General features: G+C 64.4%; 16 protein-coding genes. 6 read left to right on the plus strand and 10 right to left on the minus strand.

From position 1 onward, the window contains the following. Position 1 precedes the first annotated feature (1 nt). From CK215_RS08715 to CK215_RS08740, 6 genes are read left to right on the plus strand one after another with little or no spacing between them, the layout of a single operon-like run. Positions 2-1,123, plus strand: a complete 1,122-nt coding sequence (locus CK215_RS08715; protein ID WP_095830706.1) for a mandelate racemase/muconate lactonizing enzyme family protein — start codon at positions 2-4, stop codon at positions 1,121-1,123. A 2-nt stretch (positions 1,124-1,125) separates the two neighbouring features. Further along, on the plus strand, positions 1,126-1,455 hold the full coding sequence (locus CK215_RS08720) for an L-rhamnose mutarotase (RefSeq protein WP_095830707.1): 330 nt from the start codon (positions 1,126-1,128) through the stop codon (positions 1,453-1,455). Beyond that, complete coding sequence (locus CK215_RS08725; protein WP_095830708.1) at positions 1,448-2,521, plus strand: Gfo/Idh/MocA family oxidoreductase; 1,074 nt, start codon at positions 1,448-1,450, stop codon at positions 2,519-2,521. The genes CK215_RS08720 and CK215_RS08725 overlap by 8 nt, the downstream gene beginning before the upstream one ends. A gap of 8 nt (positions 2,522-2,529) precedes the next feature. Further along, positions 2,530-2,982: a MaoC/PaaZ C-terminal domain-containing protein gene (locus tag CK215_RS08730; protein WP_095781190.1), complete on the plus strand. Its 453-nt coding sequence runs from the start codon at positions 2,530-2,532 to the stop codon at positions 2,980-2,982. An 18-nt stretch (positions 2,983-3,000) separates the two neighbouring features. Then, a complete protein-coding gene (locus tag CK215_RS08735) occupies positions 3,001-3,732 on the plus strand; it encodes an SDR family oxidoreductase (RefSeq protein WP_095781189.1) in 732 nt (243 codons plus the stop codon). A 13-nt stretch (positions 3,733-3,745) separates the two neighbouring features. Continuing rightward, positions 3,746-5,023, plus strand: coding sequence for an L-fuconate dehydratase (locus CK215_RS08740; RefSeq protein ID WP_095830709.1), 1,278 nt, complete (start codon positions 3,746-3,748; stop codon positions 5,021-5,023). Positions 5,024-5,084: 61 nt separating this feature from the next. Here the strand turns inward: CK215_RS08740 and doeB are convergent, their stop codons facing one another. The 10 genes from doeB to CK215_RS08790 form a co-directional block, all read right to left on the minus strand. Next, complete coding sequence (gene doeB, locus CK215_RS08745) at positions 5,085-6,086, minus strand: N(2)-acetyl-L-2,4-diaminobutanoate deacetylase DoeB (RefSeq protein WP_095830710.1); 1,002 nt, start codon at positions 6,084-6,086, stop codon at positions 5,085-5,087. Between the two features lie 5 nt (positions 6,087-6,091). Further along, on the minus strand, positions 6,092-7,270 hold the full coding sequence (doeA, locus tag CK215_RS08750; protein WP_095781186.1) for an ectoine hydrolase DoeA: 1,179 nt from the start codon (positions 7,268-7,270) through the stop codon (positions 6,092-6,094). 37 nt (positions 7,271-7,307) lie between these two features. Further along, positions 7,308-8,300, minus strand: coding sequence for a cyclodeaminase (locus CK215_RS08755; RefSeq protein WP_095777205.1), 993 nt, complete (start codon positions 8,298-8,300; stop codon positions 7,308-7,310). Beyond that, positions 8,297-9,292: a hydroxyectoine utilization dehydratase EutB gene (gene eutB / locus CK215_RS08760; protein WP_095830711.1), complete on the minus strand. Its 996-nt coding sequence runs from the start codon at positions 9,290-9,292 to the stop codon at positions 8,297-8,299. Before eutB ends, CK215_RS08755 begins: the two co-directional genes overlap by 4 nt. A gap of 12 nt (positions 9,293-9,304) precedes the next feature. Continuing rightward, the gene (gene eutA, locus CK215_RS08765) at positions 9,305-10,081 is read right to left on the minus strand and encodes an ectoine utilization protein EutA (protein ID WP_095830851.1); all 777 of its coding nucleotides are present in this window, start codon (positions 10,079-10,081) and stop codon (positions 9,305-9,307) included. A 5-nt stretch (positions 10,082-10,086) separates the two neighbouring features. Next, positions 10,087-10,746, minus strand: coding sequence for an ectoine/hydroxyectoine ABC transporter permease subunit EhuD (gene ehuD / locus CK215_RS08770; protein ID WP_095830852.1), 660 nt, complete (start codon positions 10,744-10,746; stop codon positions 10,087-10,089). Between the two features lie 16 nt (positions 10,747-10,762). After that, entirely contained in the window at positions 10,763-11,422 is a 660-nt protein-coding gene (gene ehuC / locus CK215_RS08775; RefSeq protein WP_095777203.1) for an ectoine/hydroxyectoine ABC transporter permease subunit EhuC, read from the minus strand. 183 nt (positions 11,423-11,605) lie between these two features. Further along, positions 11,606-12,406 carry an ectoine/hydroxyectoine ABC transporter substrate-binding protein EhuB gene (ehuB, locus tag CK215_RS08780; RefSeq protein ID WP_245307596.1) on the minus strand — a complete coding sequence of 267 codons (801 nt, stop codon included), beginning with the start codon at positions 12,404-12,406 and terminating at the stop codon, positions 11,606-11,608. Positions 12,407-12,560: 154 nt separating this feature from the next. Beyond that, complete coding sequence (gene ehuA / locus CK215_RS08785) at positions 12,561-13,346, minus strand: ectoine/hydroxyectoine ABC transporter ATP-binding protein EhuA (RefSeq protein WP_095830712.1); 786 nt, start codon at positions 13,344-13,346, stop codon at positions 12,561-12,563. A gap of 134 nt (positions 13,347-13,480) precedes the next feature. Next, positions 13,481-14,866 (minus strand): PLP-dependent aminotransferase family protein, encoded by a 1,386-nt coding sequence (locus tag CK215_RS08790; protein ID WP_095830713.1) that lies wholly within the window; start codon positions 14,864-14,866, stop codon positions 13,481-13,483. Positions 14,867-14,934: the final 68 nt, after the last annotated feature.

The raw sequence follows: 14,934 nt of genomic DNA on the forward strand, positions 1-14,934 counted from the left end.
GATGGCGAAGATCGAGAAAGTCGAGCTTGCAATGGTCGATCTGGTGCCGAAGGTGAAGCGCACCGACGCCATCCAGAGTTTCGTCAGCCAGGAGACGCCGATCGTCACCATCACCGACGTCGACGGGGCGGTCGGCATCGGCTACAGCTACACGATCGGCACCGGCGGCTCTTCGGTGATGCGGCTTCTGGCCGACCACCTCGCGCCGCGCCTGATCGGTGAGGATGCCGACCGGATCGAGGCCATCTGGCACGATCTCGAATTCGCCACGCACGCCACCACCATTGGCGCCATCACGGCCATCGCGCTCGCCGCCATCGACACTGCGCTCTGGGACCTTCGGGCGAAGAAGCAGAAGCTGCCGCTCTGGAAGCTTGCCGGCGGCGCCAAGCACCGCTGTCCGCTTTACACCACCGAAGGCGGCTGGCTGCACATCGAGACTGAAGCGCTTGTCGAAGATGCGCTGGCCGCCAAGGCGAAAGGCTTCACCGGCTCGAAGGTCAAGATCGGCAAGCCGCACGGCGCCGAGGATTTTGCCCGGTTGTCGGCCGTGCGCAAGGCGGTCGGCGACGGCTATGAGATCATGACCGACTGCAACCAGGGTTTTGCCGTCGACGAAGCCATCCGGCGCGCCGAGCGGCTGCGCGATCTCGATCTCGCCTGGATCGAGGAACCGCTGCCGGCCGACGACATAGACGGCCATGTGCGGCTATCGAATTCGACGGCGACGCCGATCGCCGTCGGCGAGTCGCTCTATTCGATCCGCCATTTCCGCGAATATATGCAGAGGGGCGGCTGCAACATCGTCCAGGTCGATGTCGGCCGCATCGGCGGCATCACGCCCTGGCTGAAGGTGGCACATATGGCGGAAGCCTTCGACATGCCGATCTGCCCGCATTTCCTGATGGAACTGCATGTCAGCCTGGCCTGCGCGGTGCCGAACGGCAAATATGTGGAATATATCCCGCAGCTGGATGAGTTGACGGGCAAGAAGATGGTGATCGAAAACGGCCACGCCCTGCCGCCGGACGAGCCGGGCCTCGGCATCGACTGGGATTTCGATGCGATCAAGGCGCTGAGCGTCGTCGAATTCAGCGTCACCGTCACGGAGCGGAGGAACTGAGAATGCAGCGAATTGGCATGGTGCTTGGCCTGAAGCCGGAAAAGGTCGAGGAATATGTGCGCCTGCACGCCGCCGTCTGGCCGGACGTGCTCGAGATGATCTCCGCCTGCAACATCAAGAACTACTCGATCTACCTCAAGCGGCCGGAGAACCTGCTGTTCTCCTATTTCGAGTATCACGGCACCGACTATGCCGCCGACATGGCCAAGATGGCCGCCGATCCGAAGACCCAGGAATGGTGGTCGGTCTGCATGCCATGCCAGGAACCCTTGCCGACAAGGCAGGAGGACGAGTGGTGGGCGACGATGGATGAAGTCTTCCACCATGACTGATGCCTTCGATCCCGCCTCGCTGGCGCAATCCTGGCCAAGGCCTGCAAAGCCGCGTCCGATCGTCACCTTCGGCGCCGGCTCGATCGTCGGCGATGCGCATTTCCCGGCCTATCGCAAGGCTGGTTTTCCAGTGGTGGGTCTCTACGATCCGGACCAGGCCAAGGCTCGGAAACTGGCCGAACAATGGGGCGTGACGGCATTCGGCTCGGTGGACGAAGCGGCCGCCGTCAAGGATGCGATCTTCGATCTCGCAACGCCGCCCGGCCGGCACGCCGAGGTGCTGAAGGCCCTGCCCGACGACGCGGTCGCATTGATCCAGAAGCCCATGGGCAACTACCTTGGCGAGGCAACCGAGATCCTTGAAATCTGTCGCGCCAAGAAGCTCAAGGCTGCAGTGAATTTCCAGCTTCGCTTCGCGCCGATGACGCTGGCGCTGAAGGACGCGATCGCCAAGGGCTGGCTTGGCGAGGTCGTCGACTTCGATGCCTGGCTGGCGCTCGCAACGCCGTGGCAGCTCTGGGAATTCCTGCTCGCGGCGCCGCGTGTCGAGATCGCCATGCATTCGATCCACTATCTCGACCTGATCCGGCAGCTTCTCGGCGACCCGAAGGGCGTGCATGCCAAGACGCTCGGCCATCCCAATCACAAGGTCGCGCAGACCCGTACCAGCGCCATCCTCGACTATGGCGACACGGTGCGCTGCGTGCTCTCGATCAACCACGATCATAAGTTCGGACGCCGGCATCAGGCCTGCGAGTTCCGCATCTGCGGCACCGAGGGCGCCGCCTACGTCAGGCTTGGCCTCAATCTCGACTATCCTCGCGGCGAGCCCGACGTGCTGGAAATCTACCCTAAAGGCGGCTCCGATTGGGTCGCCGTGCCGCTCACCGGCGAATGGTTCCCCGACGCCTTTGTCGGGCGCATGGCCAATGTGCAGCGCTTCGCCTCCGGGGAAGACAAAGAGCTGGTCAGCTCCGTCGAAGATGCCTGGAACACCATGGCACTGGTGGAAGCCGCCTATCGTTCGAGCGCCGCGCCGGCGACGCCGCTCACCGCAAAACCGTAAGGAACGGCATGGAACAGGTCACCTATTTCGAGGACTACGAGATCGGCTCGTCGCGGCTGACCAGCGGCCGCACCATCACCGAGACCGACTTTGTCGTCCATGCCGGCCACACCGGCGATTTCTTTCCGCACCACATGGACGCCGAGTTCATGAAGACGACGCCCTTCGGCCAGCGCATCGCGCATGGCACGCTGGTGTTCTCGGTCGGCGTCGGCCTGACCGCGAGCGTCATCAACCCGGTCGCCTTCTCCTACGGCTATGACAGGCTGCGCTTCATCAAGCCGGTCTTTATCGGCGACACGATCCGCACGCGCACGACGATCGCCGCGAAGGAAGACGATCCGAAGCGGCCGGACTCCGGGCGCGTCATCGAACGCGTCGAGGTTTTGAACCAGCGCGACGAAGTCGTGCTGGCCGCCGATCACATCTATATCGTCGAGCGGCGCCCCCGGCTCGGCTGAAGACGGAGACAAAACAACATGGCTGATCTGACAGGCAAGGTGGTGGTCGTAACGGCCGCTGCGCAAGGCATCGGCCGGGCTAGCGCGTTGGCTTTCGCCAAGGCTGGCGCGATCGTCCACGCCACCGACATAAATGAAGCGGCGCTGGCCGAGCTCGGCAACACCTCGGTCATCAAGACTCGCAAGCTCGACGTGCTGAACGACGAGGCCGTGAAGGCCGCCTTCGCCGAAATCGGCCGCGTCGATGTGCTGTTCAACTGCGCCGGCTTCGTCCATTCCGGCTCGATCCTCGACATGAAGGACGAGGACCTCGACTTTGCCTTCAACCTCAATGTGCGCGCCATGATCCGCACTATCCGCGCCGTGCTGCCCGGCATGCTGGAGCGCGGCGATGGTTCGATCATAAACATGGCATCGGTCGCCGGCGCCCCGAAAGGCGTGCCCAACCGCTTCGCCTATGGCGTGACCAAGGCGGCCGTGATCGGGCTGACCAAATCGATCGCCGCCGACTATGTCGGTAAAGGCATTCGCTGCAACGCGATCTGCCCCGGCACGGTGGAGAGCCCCTCGCTCGAAAGCCGCATGCGGGCGCAAGGCGACTATGAGGCCGCCCGTGCCGCCTTCATCGCCCGCCAGCCGATGGGAAGGTTGGGCACGGCGGAGGAGATCGCCGATCTTGCCGTCTATCTCGCCGGCGCCACCTATACGACCGGGCAGGCCTATAATATCGACGGCGGCTGGTCGATCTGATGAGGCACCGAGCATGACCTGCATTACCGATCTTCGCGTCTTCGATCTGCGCTTCCCGACGTCGCAGAGCCTCGACGGGTCGGACGCGATGAATCCGGACCCCGATTATTCGGCCGCCTATGTCATCCTCGACACCGATAGCGAGGGGCTCAGCGGCCACGGGCTCACCTTCACCATCGGCCGGGGCAACGAGATCTGCTGCGCGGCGATCGAGGCGCTGCGCCATCTTGTTGTCGGGATCGACCTCGACTGGGTCAAGCAAGATCCCAGCCGCTTCTGGCATCACGTGACCGGCGACAGCCAGTTGCGCTGGATCGGCCCGGACAAGGGCGCCATGCACCTCGCCGTCGGCGCGGTTGTCAATGCGGTCTGGGATCTGTGGGCCAAGGAAGCCGGCAAGCCGGTCTGGCGCCTTGTCGCCGACATGAGCCCGGAAGAGATCGTGCGCATCGTCGACTTCCGCTATCTCACCGATGCGATCACGCCGGCCGAAGCGCTGGAGATCCTGAGGAAGGCCGAGGCCGGCAAGGCCGAGCGCATCGCCAGCCTCGAGCGCGAAGGCTATGCCTGCTATACCACATCGGCCGGCTGGCTCGGCTATCCCGACGACAAGCTGAGGCGCCTCTGCCAGGAAGCAGTCGACGAGGGGTTCAATCACATCAAGCTGAAGGTGGGCCGCGACCGCGCCGACGACATCCGCCGTCTCAGGATCGCCCGCGAGGTGATCGGTCCGGACCGTTACCTGATGATCGACGCGAACCAGGTCTGGGAGGTCGACCAGGCGATCGACTGGCTGCGCGATCTTGCCTTCGCCAAGCCCTTCTTCATCGAGGAGCCGACCAGCCCGGACGATGTCGCCGGCCATGCCAAGATCCGCAAGGCGGTGGCGCCGATCAAGGTTGCGACCGGCGAGATGTGCCAGAACCGCATCATGTTCAAGCAGTTCATCGCCGGCGGCGCGATCGATATCGTGCAGATCGATTCCTGCCGCATGGGCGGCCTGAACGAGGTGCTGGCCGTGCTTTTGATCGCCGCCAAGTTCGGCTTGCCGGTATGGCCGCATGCCGGCGGCGTCGGCCTGTGCGAATATGTCCAGCATCTGTCGATGATCGACTATATCGCGGTGTCGGGCACCAAGGATGGAAGGGTGATCGAATATGTCGATCACCTGCACGAGCATTTCCTCGAGCCCTGTGTCATTGAGAATGCGGCCTACATGCCGCCGACGGCGCCGGGCTTCTCGATCGAGATGAAGCCGGACTCGATTGCCGCCTACCTATTCCACAGTTGAATGCGAGCCGTAACGCAGGTGGCCTTGGCGGCGTTACGGCGTCGCTTCTACCTGGCGCGCTTCAGTCAACCTCGACGGCAAGCACCGCGACACAATCTCCGGCCTTGACGAGGCCGGGGAAATGGCGCGCGGCCAGGAGCCCTGACATCCTAGCCTTGATCTCCTGGGGCGCGGTGCCGGTGCGACCGGTCGAATGGATGCGCGCCACGACCTGGCCTTCCTCCACCTTCTCGCCGAGATCGATCATGGTCTCGATCATGCCCTCGTCTTCGGCAAATGCAAAGCAGTCGCCCGAAGGCATGTCGAGCCATTGGGTTTGGCTCTTCTCGACGGCGCCATCAACGATGCCGGCATGGCGAAGCACATTGAGGATGCCACGGCGAGCGATGCGCACGGTCTCGGCCCGGGCCGTGCCGCCACCGCCGAGCTCGGTGGTGACGAAGACCTTGCCCATCTGCTCAGCCGCGGTGTCATACATGCCAACGGTATCGATCTCGGTCATGCGCATCGAGAACGGAGCCGCGAAGGCCTCGACCGCGGCGAAGGCCTTTTTCTCCTGCTCCTTGTCCAGCAGCGTATGCGCGGCGCAGAACGGCACGAAGTCCAGCGTCTTTCCGCCGGAGTGGAAGTCGAACACGATGTCCGCCCGCGGCAACAATTCGCGCTGGAAATAGTCGGCGATCTTTTCCGTCACGCTACCGTCCGGCCGGCCGGGAAAGCTGCGGTTCATGTTGCCCTTGTCGATCGGCGAAGTGCGGCTGCCGGCGCGGAACGCCGGATAGTTCATCGCCGGCACGATGATGACGGTCCCGGTGACATCCTTCGGGTCGAGCGTGCGAGCGAGCTCGTAGAGCGCCAGTGGCCCCTCATACTCGTCGCCGTGATTGCCGCCGGTAAGCAGCGCCGTCGGCCCCTTGCCGTTGCAGATCACGCAGATCGGAATCATCACCGAGCCCCAGGCGGAATCGTCGCGGCTGTAAGGCAGGCGCAGGAAGCCGTGCTGGACACCGTCGCGCTCGAAATCGACTGTCGGCGTGATCGGCGATGGAGGCAGAGCTGACATAGGCCTCAATCCTTGACGAACAGCTTGCGCGGCACATAGGCCAGGCACTCGACGCCGGTCTCGGTGATCAGGATCGATTCGGTGATTTCAAGTCCCATTGTCTCGAGCCACAGACCCGTCATGAAATGGAAGGTCATGCCGGGCTTGAGCTCGGTGCGATCGCCGGGGCGCAGGCTCATCGTGCGCTCGCCCCAATCCGGCGGATAGGAAAGACCGATCGAGTAGCCGGTGCGGTTGTCCTTGACGATGCCGTACTTCTTCAGCACGGCGAAGAAGGCATTGGCGATGTCCTCGCAGGCATTGCCCGGCTTGGCGGCGGCAAGGCCCGCCTCCATGCCCTCGAGCGTCGCCTTCTCGGCGTCGAGGAAGGCTTGCGTCGGCTTGCCGAGGAAGACGGTGCGCGACAGCGGGCAGTGGTAGCGGTTGTAGCAGCCGGCGATCTCGAAGAACGTGCCCTCGCCCGCCTTCATCGGCTGGTCGTCCCAGGTGAGATGCGGCGCCGAGGCGTCGGCGCCCGATGGCAAGAGCGGCACGATCGCCGGATAGTCGCCGCCGATGCCCTCAACGCCGCGCGTGCCGGCATCATAGATCTCGGCGACCAGATCGCATTTGCGCATGCCGACCTCGATCTTGTCGACGATACGCTGATGCATGGCCTCGACGATGCGGGCGGCCTTGCGCATATAGTCGATCTCGGTCGGGCTCTTCACGGCGCGCCGCCAATTGACCAGCGCGGTGGCGTCGACGAAGCGGGCGTTGGGCAGGTGCTTCTGCAGCGAGGCGAAGGCCGCCGCCGAGAACCAATAATTGTCCATCTCGACGCCGATGGTCAGCTTGTCCCAGCGGCGATCAGCAAGCACGCTGGCGAGATAGTCCATCGGGTGCCGCTCGGTCGACTGCACGTAGTGGTCGGCGTAGCCGATGATGTTGTCATGCGCGAGATAGGCGGTGCGCTTGGCGCCGTTGGCGTCCTGGCCGCGGCCATACCAGACCGGCTCGCCCGAAGGCGGCACGATGACCGCCTGATGCACATAGAAGGACCAGCCGTCATAGCCGGTCAGCCACGCCATGTTGGACGGATCGCTGACGATCAGCAGATCGACCCCCTTGGCCTCCATGGCTTTCCGCGTCTTGGCGAGGCGATCGGCAAATTCGCCTCGCGAGAATTTCAGGTTCGGCTGCATTTTGTTGGTCCTCGTTTGTTGGGCCTCACGGCCCTATTCAGCTTTCGAAAATCGTTCCCGTCTTCGCCGCCCCAGCGCGGTCGCGGGCTAAGGTGGCGATCGCGGTGTCCTGCACGCCGGTGCCGGTGAGATCCGCGATGGTGATGTCGCCGGCCGATCGTCGTCCGTGCTTTTTCCCGGCGATGACCTGGCCGAGCTCAGTGACTTCCGCGTCGGCCGCCATCGCCCCTGCCTCGATGGCGTGGTGAAGCTCGCCCAAGCGCCGCGTCTGCTTCGCGCTGTCTGCGACATAGAGATCTGCCAGGCGAAGGATCGCCGGCGCGATCTCGTTCTTGTGCTCGGCATCCGAGCCCATCGCGGTGATGTGCTGGCCGGCCGAGACGAACCCGGCCTTGATCAGCGGCTCGGTCGAAGGCGTGGTGGTGACGATGATGTCGGCGCCCGCTGCCGCCCTCGCCGCATCCGGCTCGGCACGCACCATGATGCCCAGTCTCTCGCGCAAGCGGGCCGCGGTCGCCTCGGCCTTGGCCGCATCGCGCGCCCAGACGCGCGCCTCCGCGATCGGCCTGACGAGGCGCAGCGCTTCCAATTGCAGGCCGGCCTGCAAGCCGGCGCCGAAGATCGCCGCTATGCTGGAGTCTTCGCGCGACAGATGCTTGGCCGCGACCGCGCCGGCTGCGGCGGTGCGCACATCGGTCAGATAGCCATTGTCGAGCAGCAGCGCCTCGACCACACCGGTCTTGGCCGAAAGCAGCACCATCATGCCGCCGCCGCTCGGCAGGCCGAGCTTCGGATTGTCGAAGAAGCCGGAGCTTATCTTGACGGCGAAGCCATCTATGCCGGGCACGTAGGCGGACTTCACGTCGACCTCGCCGCGATGCTCGTGAATGTCAAGCCTCAAGATTGGCGGCATCGCCACCGGCATTGTCACCAAAGCCCGAAACGCGTTCTCGACGCAGGCGACCGCATCCAGATCGAGCGTCACGATCTTGCGCAGCTCGGCTTCGGTGAGGATGGTCATGCGGCTCATGTGGGGCGCTCCGTCAGTGCAGCGTTGCCGCAGACGATGCGGCGATGCAGGCTCATGTCGATGTTGCGGCCAGACAGGATGGCCACCACCGGTCCTTTCGCAGTGACCTTCCCAGCAAGCAGCGCGCCGATGCCGACCGCGCCCGCGCCTTCGACGATCTCGCGCTCTTCCTCATAGGCATGCCGAATGCCGGCGGCGATCTCGTCCTCGGAAAGCAGGATGACGTCGTCGAGCAGCTCACGGCACATGGCAAAGGTCAGCCGGTTATCGAGGCCGATGCCGCCGCCTAGCGAGTCCGCAAGCGTCGGCAATTCCTCGATCTGCACGGGGCGGCCGGCATCGAGGCTCGCCTTCATCGCGGCACCGCGCGACATCGACACGCCGACGACTTTGGTGGCCGGGCTCACCCCCTTGACCGCCGCGGCAACGCCGGCTGCCAGGCCGCCGCCGGAGAGCGGCACCAGCACACTTGCTGCGTCCCGAACCTGCTCCATGATCTCCAGCCCCAACGTGCCCTGCCCGGCGACGATGTCGGGATGGTCGAAGGGCGGCAGCATGACCAGCCGCTCCTCCGCGACCAGCCTGTCGACCTCCTGCTGGGCATCGTCCTGGCTGTTGCCGACGATGCGAATATCCGCGCCGAGGCGGCGGATTGCGTCGAGCTTGTTCTCGGGCACCAGCCTCGACATGCAGATCACCGCGCGCATGCCCTCGAGCTTCGCCGCATGGGCCAGCGCGCGGCCGTGATTGCCGGTCGATGCCGCGACGACGCCGCGCGACCTTTCCTCCGGACTCAACGCGGCGATCGCGTTGGACGCGCCGCGCAGCTTGAACGCGCCGGTCGTCTGGTGATGTTCCAGCTTGAGGTGAACGGGATGTCCCGCCCGATCCGAGAGGCTTTGCGACAACACAGTCGGAGTCCGCTCGACCTTTCCGGCAATGCGTTCGCGCGCAGCGCGGATATGCTGAAGCGTGACTTCCGTTTTGGTCATTGGCATGCCCGCTCACCGGGCCAATGGCTTCGTCATCAGCCGGCCGAACTGCGGCCGCGCCGTGTCGTCCCCGCAAAGCCGCAGGCAGTTCCAGGCGCTCGCCTGGTTGCTGGTGACGACCGGGCGGCCGATTGCCTCCTCCATGCCTGGAACGGCGAGCGCCGCGCGTAGCGCGGTGCATGAAACGAACAGCGCATCCGCCTGCGCATGCGTCGCCTTGCGCGCCAGATCGACGAGCGAGGTAAGCTCGATGCGTGCCATCTCCCGATCGTCCTCGAAGCCGAGGCAGGTGACGCTCTCGATGTCGAAGCCGTGCGCGGCGAAATAGGCGGCCATCGGCCGGCTGGTCTCGACAGTGTAAGGGGTGAGAATGCTGATCCGCTTCACGCCAAAAGCGTTGAGGCCGCGCACGCCGGCCATGGGCGGCGTGACCACGGGAACATTCGGCTTGGCCGCCTGGATCGCCTGCTCGATCTCGGCGTCGCCGATCACCACGGAAGCAGACGTGCAGGAATAGCAGACGGCATCGAGCGTCTCGTCCGGCAGGATCAGTGCCGCGCCCGCCGAAAGCGAGGGCTGCATCTTGCGCAGATTGTCCGGCGTCGTCGGATTGGCGTAGGGGATGCGCGCGACGTAGACGCCGATCCGCTCGCTCGCCACCATGCGGCGGAAGTCGACCTCGCTGGTATGATCGGTGGCCAAAGCAATCAGCCCGACGCGCTTTTCGAGCGGACGCGCATCGAGTGCGGGCCGGGTCGATGCCAGCTCGATTTCGGGCAACAGTTTCATGACTTTCATCTCTCGATCCTGCCGTAACGACGCTCCAGCCAGCGCAACAGCACGACGGAGCAGAGGCTGATGACGAGGAAGAAGGCGCCAACCAGCGTCATCGGCTCGATGTAGCGGTAATAGGTATTGGCGACGCTCTTGGCTTGGTTCATCAGCTCCAGCACGGTGATCGCCGAAAGCAGCGGCGTCTCCTTGAACATGGCGATGAAGTAGTTGGCCAAGGCCGGGATCATCGGCGGGATCGCCTGCGGCAGGATGACATGCGTCCAGGTGTGGCGGCCGTTAAGATTGCAGGCCTTGGCGGCCTCCCACTGGCCGCGCGGCACATTGTCGATGCCGGCGCGATAGACCTCGGCCGTATAGGTGCCGTAGTGCAGTCCAAGCCCGATGACGCCCGCCACCAAGGGCGGCAGCAGGATGCCGATATCGGGCAGCACGTAGAAGATGAAATAGAGCTGCACCAGAAGCGGCGTGCCGCGGATGAATTCGGCGAACCAGCCGACGCTGCGCGACACCGTGCGGTTAGGCGAGCGCCGCGCCAGCGCGATCGCCAGACCGACGATCCCGGCCAGGATCGAGCCGAGCACGGTCGCCAGGATCGTGATCTTCACCCCCTGGATCATAGTCGGCATGATCTCCCAGACAAAGTTCCAATCCCATTCCATCAGCGGGCCCATTCCATCAGACACGCACTCCGTCGAGACCGCGCGCCATGCGGCGCTCCAGCGAGCGCACGCCCCAGGAGATGATCAGCGCGAGCGCGAAATAGATGACGAGAACGGAGAGGAAGGGCATCAGCGTGCTGCCCGTCTGCGAGCGCACCACTTGCGCCTGGAAGGTGAGATCGGCAAGCGAGATCAGCGATACGACCGAAGTCGCCTTGAGCAGCTCGATCGCGTTGTTGCCGAAGGTTGGCAGCATGATGAGCAGCGCCTGCGGCAGGATGACGTGGCGCATGCCTTGCCAGCGGCCGAGATTAAGCGCCGTGCAGGCCTCATATTGCTCACGGCCGATCGACAGGATGGCGCCGCGCACGACTTCCGCCGCATAGGCTCCGACATTGAGCCCCAGCGCCAGCACGCCGGCCTGCAAAGGCGTCAGCGACAGACCGGCGAAAGGCAGCACGAAATAGGCCCAGAACAGCTGCACGAAGATCGAGGTGCCGCGGAAGAACTCGATATAGGTCGTGGCAATCGCGCGCACGATGAAGAAGCGCGACACACGTCCCATGCCGGCGAGAAAGGCCATGACGAGCGCGAGCACCGACCCCATCAGCGTCAGCTCGATGGTGACAAGCGCTCCCTGCAATATCAGGCCGAGATAGCCGGACCACTGGGTCATTGAGTTTCAAATTTTCCTAACGTTTGCAGTCGTTGCGAGACGGCTCCGACAGCCTTGTCCCCGCCCACGGGGAGGAGATGACGGCAGGCAGATGAGGGGCAGCGCTGACCTTGAAATGCTGGCGCGCCGCCCCTCATCCGGCTCTTCGAGCCATCTTCTCCCCGCAGGTGGTAAGAAGGGAGATTACTTCGCCGCGCAGAGCTTCTCGCGCGTCGTCGACATCGCCGCCTTGGCCGAGAAGCCGTAGGGCTCGATGATCTTGGCGAACTCGCCGGACTTCTTCATCTTGGCGAGCTCGACGTCATAGGCATCGCGCAGCGCCTCGTCGCCCTTCTTGAAGGCGGCGCCGTCGCAATAGACCGGCGCGCCCTGCACCGGCGCGATCACTTCGAGATTCGGATCATTGGCCTTCTTGATGAGGTCGTTGATCGACAGAACGGGCAGCGAATAGGCGTCGATGCGGCCGTCCTGCACCATCTTCAGGCCGCTCTGGCCGTCCGGCACGACGATGACGCGGTCGCGCGGCACGCCGGCATTGAGCGCCAGCTTCTCCTCGGTGCCGCCGCCCGGCGCGCCGATAGTGGCCGACGTGTCCTTGGCGACGTCCTCATAGCTCTTGAAACCCTTCGGGTTGCCCTTCTTCACCAGCATCGCTTCCGCATCGCACAGCACCGGCTCGGAATAGGCGACAGCCGCGCAGCGCTCGGGCTTCATGAACAGGCCGGCGGTGACGACATCGAAGCGGCCGGCCTGCAGGCCGGGGATCATGGCGCCATATTCGGAGATGGAGGCGACGATATCGTTGACGCCGAGGCGCTTGAAGATCTCGCGCGCTACGTCGGGTGCGGCGCCCGAGACCTTGCCGTCCGCGGCGACCGCGGTGTAGGGCGGCTCGTTGGCAATGGCGACGCGGGCGAAGCCCTGCTGCTTGAGCTGCTCGAGCTTTGCGTCGTCTGCTGAACGCGCGCCGGAGGCGAGCAGCATGGTGCTTACGGCGAGACCGGCGACGCCAGCCAGGATGCCAAGTTTCTTCATCGTTCCCAACTCCTTGTTTCTCTTCTTGGTTCGCTCGGTTCGGATGGCGTACTTGCCACCCGTTTCTGGCTTTCGGGACGGCTTCGCCGCCCTGGCATGGCGGTCAGACGCGATGTCCGGCCGCGATGATCTTCTTCAGGAAGCCCTGCGTGCGTTCCTGCTTGGGATGGCGGAAAATCTCATCGGGCTTGCCCTCCTCGACGATCCTGCCGCGATCGAAGAACAGCACGCGATCGGCAAAGTCATGGGCAAAGCCCATCTCATGAGTGACGAGCAGCATCGTCATGTCGGTTTCGGCGGCGAGCTTACGCATGACATTGAGCACCTCCTCGACCAGCTCGGGGTCGAGCGCCGAGGTGACCTCGTCGAACAGCATGATCTTGGGCGACAGCGCCAGCGCGCGGGCGATCGCGACGCGCTGCTTCTGGCCGCCGGAAAGCTGTGCCGGCATGCTCTTCGCCTTATCGGCGAGGCCCACCATGTCGAGCAGTTCCATCGCCCGTTTTTCGGCGGCGGCTCGCGCCACGCCCTTGGTCAGCATCGGCGCCAGCGTGACATTGTCGATGACGCATTTGTGCGGGAAAAGATTGAAGAGCTGGAAGACCATGCCGATCTTCTGGCGCATCTTGGCCAAGTGCCGCTCGTCGGCCGGTACCAGCTGCCCGTTGCGCTCCATGTGATAGAGCTGCTCGCCGTCGATCTGGATATTGCCGCCGTCGATCTTCTCCAGCGTCATCAGGATGCGCAGGATCGTCGTCTTGCCCGATCCGGATGGGCCGATCAGCGCCAGCTTCTCGCCTGGCATGACCTGCATCGACAGGCCGTCGAGCACCTTGAAGGCGCCGAAGCTCTTCGAAATGGCGTCGACCTTGATGATGGGCGCGGGCAATCCATTTCCCCGTTCTGAAGCGGCCTATGCTCCTAACGATGCGAAACGCGCTAAATCATGTCAATTAGGAAAATAATATCATGACAATTTTTCGAGCGCTGCACAATTGGGGCAATTGGCGCTCCGCTTTTGCATCAGATGGCGAGCAGAAGATGCTCCGGATCGCCCAGCAGGAGCTTGGCGACAACGCTCAGGCCCGCGCGCAGTTCCCCTTCGGTGGTCGAGCCGAGCGAGATGCGCACGGCGGGATGCCACGGCGTGTCGGCGATGCGGAACGACGTGCCCGGCGCGATCGCCACGCCGCGCAGGCGCGCCTGCGCAACGAAGCTCTCCTCGGCGCGGTCGCCCGGCAATTGGAGCCACAGATGCAGCCCGTCGCGATGGGAGCGATAGTCGACGCCGGCCAGCATTTCGGCTGCGATTTCCTGCCGGCGTCTCAGCGCCCCGCGTTGCCAGTCGACCAACTCAAAAGCCGTGCCGTCGTTCACCCACCGGGTCGCGATTTCCGCCACCATCGGCGTCGCCATCCAATTCGAGACGAGATGGCGGTTGGCGACGGCCGCGACATAGCGGTCGGGCACCGCGAGATAGCCGATGCGCAGGCCGGGCACGGTGATCTTGGTGAAGGAGGTGACGTAGAGCGTCCGCTCGGGCGCGAAGGCGGCAACCGCCGGAGGCCGGCCTTCGACGAGCGGCCCGAGCACGTCGTTCTCGATGATGGCGATGTCATGTTTGCGCGCAACCGCGGCGATCTGCTCGCGCCGGCCGTCGTCCATCAAGCTCGCCGTCGGGTTGATGACCGAAGGCTGGACGAAAACGGCGCGAATGTCGGAGAGACGGCAGGCCTCATCCAACGCTTCCGGGATCAGGCCGTTGTCGTCGATCGGCAGGCCGTCGAGATTGAAGCCGAGATAGCGGGCGAGCGGCACCAGCGTGTGGTGGCCGATCGCCTCGGTGGCGACCGTCGAGCCGGGCGGTGCGACGCTCATCAGCGCTACCGTCATGCCGGCGGTGGCGCCGTTGGTGAGGCTGATGTTCTGCGGTGAGGCGTCGAGGCCGCAGAGCTTCAGCCATTCGACCGCCACCGTGCGATGACGCGGGAACACCATGTTCGGCCGGAACGACAGCGCCGAACTCGACGGCAGGTTCTCGGCCAGCCACCCCAACGCCTGCTTCAGCTTCTCCAGATGCATCGGCTCGCAGACCGGCTTCAGGATCGAGAGGTCGATGACCTCGCCCAACCGTTCCGGGAGGTAGGGCGGCTCCGGCTCCCGGCGCTGCGTCTGCACGAAGCTGCCGCGCCCGACCTCGCCGGCAATCAGACCGCGGCGGATCAGTTCCTCATAGGCGCGGCTGACCGTCTGGACCGAAAGTTTCAGGTCGTCGGCAAGCCGCCGGTGCGTCGGCAGTCGCGCGCCATTGGCGAGCTTTCCATCATGGATGGCGCGCGCGAACTGATCGGCCAGCGAGAGGTAGGCCGGGCGGCGGATGAGCGCAGGATCTGGCTGCCATAATGTCATGACTTTATTAGAGATCGAAATCAGTGCAATTGACAATCGAAATAATGCATCGTCATGGTGTCCGGAAC

It is taken from the genome of Mesorhizobium sp. WSM3864, from assembly GCF_002294955.1.
Classification (GTDB): Bacteria; Pseudomonadota; Alphaproteobacteria; order Rhizobiales; family Rhizobiaceae; genus Mesorhizobium.